This is a genomic window from Flavobacterium sp. R1_16 (assembly GCF_057652095.1).
In genome coordinates this window covers 1-8,499 of record NZ_JBYFCG010000014.1, presented here as the reverse complement: position 1 = coordinate 8,499, position 8,499 = coordinate 1, and the positions used below count along the sequence as shown (strand labels likewise).

8 protein-coding genes are annotated in these 8,499 nt (G+C 34.8%); all 8 read right to left on the bottom strand.

Translation table 11 applies throughout. The annotated features are described in order from the left end of the window. Positions 1-214 precede the first annotated feature (214 nt). The 8 genes from AC23L6_RS13195 to AC23L6_RS13160 all read right to left on the bottom strand — a co-directional run bounded on the left by AC23L6_RS13195 (position 215) and on the right by AC23L6_RS13160 (position 8,393). Positions 215-1,036, bottom strand: a complete 822-nt coding sequence (locus tag AC23L6_RS13195) for a hypothetical protein (RefSeq protein WP_487562938.1) — start codon at positions 1,034-1,036, stop codon at positions 215-217. A gap of 608 nt (positions 1,037-1,644) precedes the next feature. Continuing rightward, positions 1,645-1,947, bottom strand: a complete 303-nt coding sequence (locus tag AC23L6_RS13190; protein WP_487562939.1) for a GldL-related protein — start codon at positions 1,945-1,947, stop codon at positions 1,645-1,647. Positions 1,948-1,969: 22 nt separating this feature from the next. Continuing rightward, complete coding sequence (locus AC23L6_RS13185; RefSeq protein WP_487562940.1) at positions 1,970-2,419, bottom strand: HRDC domain-containing protein; 450 nt, start codon at positions 2,417-2,419, stop codon at positions 1,970-1,972. Positions 2,420-2,644: 225 nt separating this feature from the next. Further along, on the bottom strand, positions 2,645-3,388 hold the full coding sequence (locus tag AC23L6_RS13180) for a hypothetical protein (RefSeq protein WP_487562941.1): 744 nt from the start codon (positions 3,386-3,388) through the stop codon (positions 2,645-2,647). Then, entirely contained in the window at positions 3,385-4,356 is a 972-nt protein-coding gene (locus AC23L6_RS13175) for a DNA cytosine methyltransferase (protein ID WP_487562942.1), read from the bottom strand. The genes AC23L6_RS13180 and AC23L6_RS13175 overlap by 4 nt, the downstream gene beginning before the upstream one ends. A gap of 256 nt (positions 4,357-4,612) precedes the next feature. Next, a complete protein-coding gene (locus AC23L6_RS13170) occupies positions 4,613-5,548 on the bottom strand; it encodes a TIR domain-containing protein (protein WP_487562943.1) in 936 nt (311 codons plus the stop codon). Positions 5,549-5,730: 182 nt separating this feature from the next. Then, the gene (locus AC23L6_RS13165) at positions 5,731-6,441 is read right to left on the bottom strand and encodes a head GIN domain-containing protein (RefSeq protein WP_487562944.1); all 711 of its coding nucleotides are present in this window, start codon (positions 6,439-6,441) and stop codon (positions 5,731-5,733) included. Between the two features lie 761 nt (positions 6,442-7,202). After that, the gene (locus tag AC23L6_RS13160) at positions 7,203-8,393 is read right to left on the bottom strand and encodes a protein NO VEIN domain-containing protein (RefSeq protein ID WP_487562945.1); all 1,191 of its coding nucleotides are present in this window, start codon (positions 8,391-8,393) and stop codon (positions 7,203-7,205) included. Positions 8,394-8,499 lie beyond the last annotated feature (106 nt).

The window sequence follows — 8,499 nt, the reverse complement described above, 5'->3', positions numbered from 1 at the left end:
GCCTAGCTTAAAATCCATTTATAGACCTCCTGTGAAGTAGAAAAGAAATCAAAATGAGGTTTTTTCACAGCCTGACGTTCCGGCGCTTGGCGAGGTTGCGAAGTTCGGAACCGATTATTTTCTGTTAAAGATAAAATTTCTTGCGAAATGTAAACGTGTATTTACTACAAAATTCGCAATCTTGCCAAACGCCTGTTGGCAGCAGTAATAATAATTACGTTCTTAATTCTGGATAAATATCAAACATAAAGAATCTTGTCATCATTCGTTCTTTAATCACATCGTTTTGATCAACAATTATATTTTTTGCGAAACTTTTAATTTTCTCCGATGACCAATCTTGATATTCTCCAGTTTTTCTGAATTCTTCTTCTATTTGCGTAAGTCTTTCTTCAATGCGTTCTGGAGTTAAATGATTTTGTTCATAGTTGCTGTAAGCTTTTTTGAAGGCAAATTCAGTATTTTGAAATCTAAATTTGGAAGCATTTGGCGCATTTTGTCTATGCAAAGCATTTTCAGCAATATTTACGTCTAATGAATTGAGTAATTCAAAATAGAAATTTGTAAAGTCTGCTAAAACTTCATCTTCATCAACTTTATCCATAGGTCCAACAAAACCCCAAAAAGGAGCTTGAAGTTTTGGAGATATTACGTTGTATATGTATCCGCCATAACATGTAGCCATCGTCAAGAATAAATTATTCTTGCATAATACATTTAGTTCAATCAATATGGGCTGCAATTCATCCCAAGTTATCCTTTCATAACTGGTTAGTTGTAAACCATTTTTTGAGCCGTGCATTTCAAGATGGATTATAGGCGAAATACTATTAGATATTACTTTAGCTTTTATTCTTGAAATAGCATTAAAAAAATCTTCTTTTGAAATAACTGTTATGTGGTCGCAGTTGGCTTCTAAATTTTTGTCTGCCATTCCTGGATATATCGCTCGATTGAACAATCTTGTTCCAGTAAGCTCATCTTCTGGGCGCAAACTTTCGATAACAAATATGTGTGAAAATTCTAATGGTTTCATTTATAGTAAGGTTGTGAATTATTGCTGCCAACGTTCTCGCGCTACAAGCGGTTTGGGACTAAAGTAGCTTTATTTTTCGGATTCACCAAATTCTCACAAATACAAGATCATTTTTAAATTAAGCCAAATGCCCAAATCGCTTGTAGCGTGTGTTAGGAGAGGTTGCGACACGGACGAAAAGCACGAACGATTAGCCGTTCCGATTTTCGATTCCAATTTCGGCAAGTTTTTCCGCCTTCCAATTTTCCGTTCCAATTAGTTTCAGCAGTTGAATTTTTAACTTCAGTTAAGCACAAAAAAATCCGCTTTCGTTTGTCCGAAAAGCGGTTCACGTTTTGCTTGTCCGCAATATTTTCCACGTCCAATTTTCATCAGCTAGCTTTAGACGTTTTTTTGTCTTTTCCGCTTTCAAAAACCTTATTAAATTCATCTGTTGTTCGTCCACGGAGCAATCTCTCCTAACGTTTTGCAGCTACACGCAGGTGGGGCTTTCTAGCACTGAACTTCAATAGAAATACAGAACTTTGATTTAGCACTTCACTTTCATAGAAGCACGAAACCCCCACTTGCGTGTAGGTGCTGTTGTGCGTTCGTTGTTCCTCTTTAGCCTAATTTTTTCCTCCAAGTCTTATCAACTTGTTTCTTTGAATCATATAAAATATTGTTGCAATTGACGGCATAATAAACATAGTAATAATCCAAAATGTCTTGTTGTATATTTTGTTTTTAACCATATCACTTAGAATAATTACCCAAGTTGAGAAAAAGAGCATAAGTCCAATAGTCAGCAATATTTGAGAATAATCCCAATGTTGAATTTTTGCAAATGCACCAAATACAGTCAGCAAAATATTGCCAACTACTAAAAACCAAACGGTCTTAAAACTGATTTTGAAATCTTGATTGTTCATATTATTAATTTTAAATTGTTACTTAAATAGAGTTTAAAAGTGCTATAATGTCGTCCCCAAATTTCGATATTTTCTGACCGCCAAAACCTTTAATCTTTGAAAGTTCGTCTAAACTTTGAGGTTTTACTTTCGCTATTGTTATTAGTTCTGTATTGTGGCAAACCATAAAGTTTGGAATGTTTAGTTGAGTTCCTTTGTCCTGTCTCCATTGTTTCAGTGTTGCAAAAATTTGTTTCTCTTCATCTGTAAGTTCGTTTTCGTCATCTATTGAGATTTTGTCAGAATATTTTTCTTGTCTTTCTGTTTTATGGTCATCATAGAAAACTAAAATTGACCAAAAGTTCGGTTGTCCGTTTATCAGTTCGATTGCTGTTTTTTTGACTGTCACGTTTTCCAAGAAGTTGTTAAGGGTCTCTTGGTCGCTTTGCAAATTCTCTTTTGTCAGTCGTATGTGAAAAACTTTTACTTTCATAGGTCTAATTTACAAATTTATCTGCTCTCTCGTCAGTCGTATCGCAGACGACTTTTCTGTCGTCCGGTACAATGACGCACAACGGTTCGGGTATTGCCGAAGGCGGGGAATTTTAGCACAAAATTTCAATCGAAGAACGAAAGTCGAACCTTGCACAAATGCCCAATCGAAGCTGTTCAGCCCCGCTTTTGGCAATACCTTGTTAGGCGCATACTGCTTTGTTCATTAGCTTCGTTTTGTTACGCTTATCCACGATTTGTCAAAGCCCAAAGCTTGTAAAATGTCTTCCTTGTTCAGCGTTTCAGGTTCTTTAATTTTAATGAGTAAACTGTCTTCTGGAATTTCTTCAACTATTGTAAATTGAGAACCGTGAGGTTGCCAAGTAAAACGATGTTCGGTTGTTGATTTCTCAATTCCTCGAAGATTTCCATTTTTGTTCCATTCCCAAACAAAAAGTTCAGGGTCATAACGGATGGTATCAAATTCAAATACTACAACTTCGGTCAAGTCATTTGACTTTACTAAGACAACGGTTCTTAAATTTTGAAATTTTTCTCTTACTGCTGAAACTCTTTCATTCCAAATTTCTAAAACAGATTGTCCAACAGCATTTGGGTCGTGATGCGTATCGATGGTTTCTCCAAATGAATATACTGGCGAATTGCGTCCAGAAATCAGTCTAACTTTCTTTTGAGTTGAAGGATTTGTCGCTTTTACGGTTTTTGCTCCCCAAGCTGTGTTACCAAGAATAATGTCATCAAGACCTACATTTGATGGTTTCCATTCTGCACCAATACAGGTTGCAAATATGGCTTCAAATTCCGAACCTTCAAGTATTGCTTTGCCTTTTGAAGCGAGCAAATACACCAATTCTTTTCCAAGTATGAATGGAAAATCTTTAGGAAATTCGTTTAGTGGAAATGGTGGTAACGACTTTTCTACGGTTCTTAACTTTGGTTTTTTACTCATTTGTTATATTCTACTTCGTATTCTCTCAAAACGTTTGTCATATCCAAAGTATTTGCCACATAAGGCAATAACTTTAAAATTGTTGCTTTTACAAGGTTTACTGGAACTGCATTTCCTGCTTGTTTTCTCGCTTGAGTATCGTTATTAATTATTTTGTATGTGTCAGGAAAACCTTGCAACCTAAACATTTCTCTTGGCGTTAATCTTCTTTCTCCATTTACTAGTAGATAATTGTAAGAGGCTCCAGCACGTAAAGCGCAAGAGTAAGGATAACTACAAATGTTTCCCGATTTATTTTCGTGCCAAATAGAAAGTTTGTAAGCTGACTTATGACTTTCTTTTCTTTTCTCTCGAATGTAATCAGATGCGTAATGTTTTTTGTCAACCTTTTTCTCTAAAATTTCAGAAAGTGGCTTAAATGGTTTTATAGGCGTTGGAAAAGAAAATAAAATTGGTTCTTTGTGTCCAACGATTAAAACCCTTTCTCTCTTTTGTGGGAGACCATAATCTAAAGCATTCAGCACTGCATATTGAACGTGATAACCTAAATCTTGTAAAGTTTTGATGATAACTTTTAATGTTTGTCCGCCATTGTGACCAACTAATTGCTTTACATTTTCAAGGATAAAAGCCTTCGGTTTTTTCTCTTTCAAAATATTTGCAATATGGAAAAACAATGTCCCCCTTGTGTCATCAAAACCTTTCATTTGTCCAATTATACTGAATGGTTGACAAGGAAAACCTGCAAATAAGATGTCGTGGTCAGGAATTGATTTTGGGTCAACTTGCGTAATGTCGCCTGCGGGTCTGTGTCCAAAATTGTTTTCGTAACTGTCTTGACAATATTTATCAATGTCTGAAGAAAAAACGCATTGAGGAATAAGGTCGTTTTCTGTACAGGCTTCATCCATAGCAACTCTAAAGCCGCCAATTCCACAAAACAAATCAATGAATTTTATCTTTTCCATTTTATTCTCATATTAAAGTCCGAAAATACTAAATATTTTGGTTTCTGTCCAAACGTTGATTTTGGCACGGTCGTTCGGTTGCAGTTGCGCCTAACGTTTCGGGTATTGCCGAAGGCGGGGATTTTTAGCATAAAAGTTCAATAGAATTACTGCTGTTGAACCTTGCACAAATGTCAAATCGAAGCCGTTCAGCCCCGCTTTTGGCAATACCTTGTTAGCGGTAGTTGTTTTGTCTTATATTTCAAAAAGTTTTTCATTAATCTCTCCAAATGGTTTCGTGTTGCAACAATTTAGCTTCTTCAACTGGAATGTCGGCAAGTTTAGTAGTTACATAAGTATCTCCTTTATGGAAATGAAACGATAATGTCCAAAAAACATCGTGTTCAGAATAGAATAGTATTTCAATTAAAACACCTCTTCCTGTCGGCCCGCTGGAAGGACTGATGTCAACCCCTTTTTTAGATATTGTTAATTCCTTCAATATTCCGTCATTGTCATTTATTGGGTTGACGTGTATAAAAATCGGGTGATTATTTCCGTTAGTCGCATATTCCAAAGTATGCTCTTCCGTAAATCGTACAAAGTCTAAAGTGTCAGTAGGTAGCTTTAAATTAAATCTAGCAACAACATTTGAGATGTATTTTGTCGTCCTCAAAATTTCGTCTAAAGTGTTTGCATCTTCTTGCTTAGGTGGCAAAGCTGGTGAATATTCCTCTTGAATTTTTTTAATTTTTTCTTCAAGTTCAGGAAACCATTTGTCAAATGAACGATTAAGAACTGTGTCGCTTATTTTTTTATCCCCTAATGCGTTATTTATTGAGTTAATAAGCTTCTTAAAATCTTCCTTTTCAAATTCGGTGTTTTGAAAAAGTGACAAAGGACTTTTTACATCACTTTGTTTTAAAGTGTCAAAAAGTAAGCTACTAACTCTTGATTGACTAATATTTTTTGACAACGCACCAGCTTCAAACATTATCCAAGGTTCGGTCAAATTTTCTCTTGTCAAGCAAATAACTCCAAAGTTAGATTGTTCAAGCTCAGAATAAATGTCAATCATCCATCTGTCTCCCTTTTTAATACTTTCACTTGAAACAAATGGCTCAAGTTGATTTATAACTAAAGGAAACCACTCTTTAAGTTCTTTTGCTATTTGATGACTTAGCTGTCCAGACCAACTTATAAATAATTTCATATTATCGTCAATGATTATTCTGTCGTGTTACAATTACCGCTAACGGGTTGGGGCTTGGCGCAGTAGGGGAGTTATGAAACCTGAAACTGTCAAGCCGTTGAAAATTTGATTAAAAGTATAAAATATAATTGAACCGATATGCCCCTATTGCGCCAAACCCTTGTTGGCAGACGTTTTTTACTTTATAAATTATTTAATACAGATCCGCCTGTTAATTTTTGTCTATTAACTTTTCCGTTTCCTCGGTAATTAATAACACTTCCACCACTTGCTTTAACATCTAACTTTTCCACCACTGTCAAATTTACTTCACCACCTCCAGAAACATCACAATTAAAAGTCTTTGTTATGAAATTGAAACCATTGAAGTTACTACCTCCAGAAGAGTTAAGGAAAAATAAATCTGTCGTTCCCGATAATAATATTTCACTACCTCCTGAATTTGCCAATTTTAAGTTATTACACTTAAGGTCTGCTGTAAAATTTGCACCTCCCGAAAAGTCTGCATTCAGATTGTCAATTTCAAATTTATTTGTGCAACTAACACTAGTTCCGCCAGTAGCAATTATTTCGTTTATTTTTTTTGCAGAAATATAAACCTTAACAATTGTATTTGAGGCAAAATTGATATTCTCCATTTTTTCAAATATAAGTTTATTGCCTATTTTAGTTGTCAATATATAGTCCTGAATATTCTGATTTGTTTCAATTTCTACTTTTTCAGAGCCATTAAACGTTATAATTAAGTCTATTCCACCATGAGTTTCAACAGATGAGAAATCGGTAAATACTTTTTCAATTTTTGTTATTGTGTTAGAAGGTTTAATAGTTTTTTCTTTCACGCAAGAATTTGATAAAATAGATATAAGTAAAATTGTAATTAATTTTTTCATTAATTTCTTTTATTGTCTTTTAGTTAATTTTTTAGCTAAAATGTCTGCCAACGGGTTGGGGCTTTGTGCAGTAGGGGATTTATGAAAACAGAAACTGTCTACCGCCACCGAAACATGTTAAAAGTAGTAAATTTCAATTAACCACGAAAACCCCTATTGCACAAAACCCTTGTTGGGCGAAGAATATTTTTTAAGCGTCCAATTCAGCCGTAAAAATTGTCTTTTTTCAGGATTGATTTTAGTCGAGATGATTGGAAAAATAAGTTTTCTATTAATTCAGAATTTTCTATGTTTTGAAATTTTTCAATTAAGTTTTTTTTGCACCAAAAGGCAAAAAATGAAGTTTTCTATTAGTTCGAATTTTTCTATGTTTTGAAAGTTTATAATAAAGATTTTTTAGACCCAATTGAAGAAAAAAATGGAGTTTTCAGTCAGTTTAAATTTTTCCTGTTATTTGAAATTTTCGATTAAAGATTCTTGTCGTAAAGTAGAGAAAGTATTTTCGGCAAGAGTAAAAACTCAACCCGCTAAGCGCAAATTTTTCTAGGTGTTAAAAGTTTGAATTTTCCGTCAAACTTTCTGTTTGTTTAAAGTCTCCCGTAATTTTGAGAACGTTTTTCGCCCAACGGTTTCGGGCTTTGCGTTCGGGCGGGTTTCGGAGCACAAAACTGTCTGCCAGTACTGAACTTGAATAGAAGCACAAAACTTCAAGTTTGCACGTCAGCCCGCCTGACGCAAAACCCGTGTTAGCAGTAGGCGTTTCAGTCATTTGTTAAGTTAATTTTATATGTTGTCGGAAACTCGCACAAGTTTGTCAAGTCACCTTTAATTATCAAAATGTCTGCAGTGTCGTTCTCCTCGTTGTAGTTATACAGTCTATACAAGTAGAAATTTTCTTTTTCAATTTTACTTCTTTCAAGTTCTGTTCTTGTAATGTAAAAAGTTGAATTTTTCCCTCCTTTTGTCGTCTTAACTTCAATGTAAATTTTTTGTCCATTTCTGTCAAATGACTGTATATCGTAGCCCGTTCCGTCTCCTTCGTCTTTTGCTGTGTGTTTGATTTTGTCAATTAAGTTGTGTTGCCCAACTTGTCTTAATTTCTCTATTTCGTATTTCAACGCCCAAAGTTCGCCCAAGTCGCCAATTCGTTTGTTGTCAATATTGTTTTGAATGAAATTTACTGTCCTACCTCTAAAAGTTAATTGGTCTGTTGAAGTTGAAAGATTAGTTGCAGAAACTTCGTTTGCTGTTTGGAATGTTGAAGTTGCAGAAACTGCGGTCTGTTGGTTTAAGTGTCGTGAAACCGCATAAATAAAATCTTGTGTTAGAATGTTAAGATTTATGTCATTGTAACAATCTGCTGTTATTCTATCTTTGTGAAGTTGTAAGAGTTCTTGGTCGTTGGAAAGTTCATACCTTACGATTTCACACAAACTATTGAAGTGTCCTATGTTTTCAATATGTCCACGAATTGGTCTATATGTTATGTCAAGTCGTTCAGAAAATTGCTTAAACATTTCAAATTTGTAGAAAAAGTATCGTTCAGGATAACGAAGTGTCAAGTAAACGATAATTGCTCTGTGGTCTTGGTATGTATTTTTGCCCGGAAATAAACTGTTGTTTATTGCTTCTGTCCCGGCTTGAAAGTCCTCAATTCTTTGATAAATGTCGTTTTCTTCGTCATACAGATTTCTAAACAACTGTCGTAGTTCTTCTGGTCTTTGTGTTGCGTAATGCTCTAACATTCGCAAGGGGAAATATTGCCCTGATTTTAATAAATTTTGAGTAAGACGAATTGATTGAGAAAGCATTTCAAGAAAATTTGCCGCTTCTATGTTCCAATTGTCTTGGAAACATTTAACCGCTTTCCACTTGTAAATTTCTTGTTGATTTACACGTTCAAAGTCAAGTTTGTATTCGTCAATATATTGTCTTAAAATCTGTCTGTTCATTTCTTGTGCGGTGTTTCTTTACGCTTACTGCTAACGTTTTGCCGCTTTGCGAAGGCGGGGATTTTCAGCACTAAACTTCATTAGATGCACAAAGCTTGAATTTAGC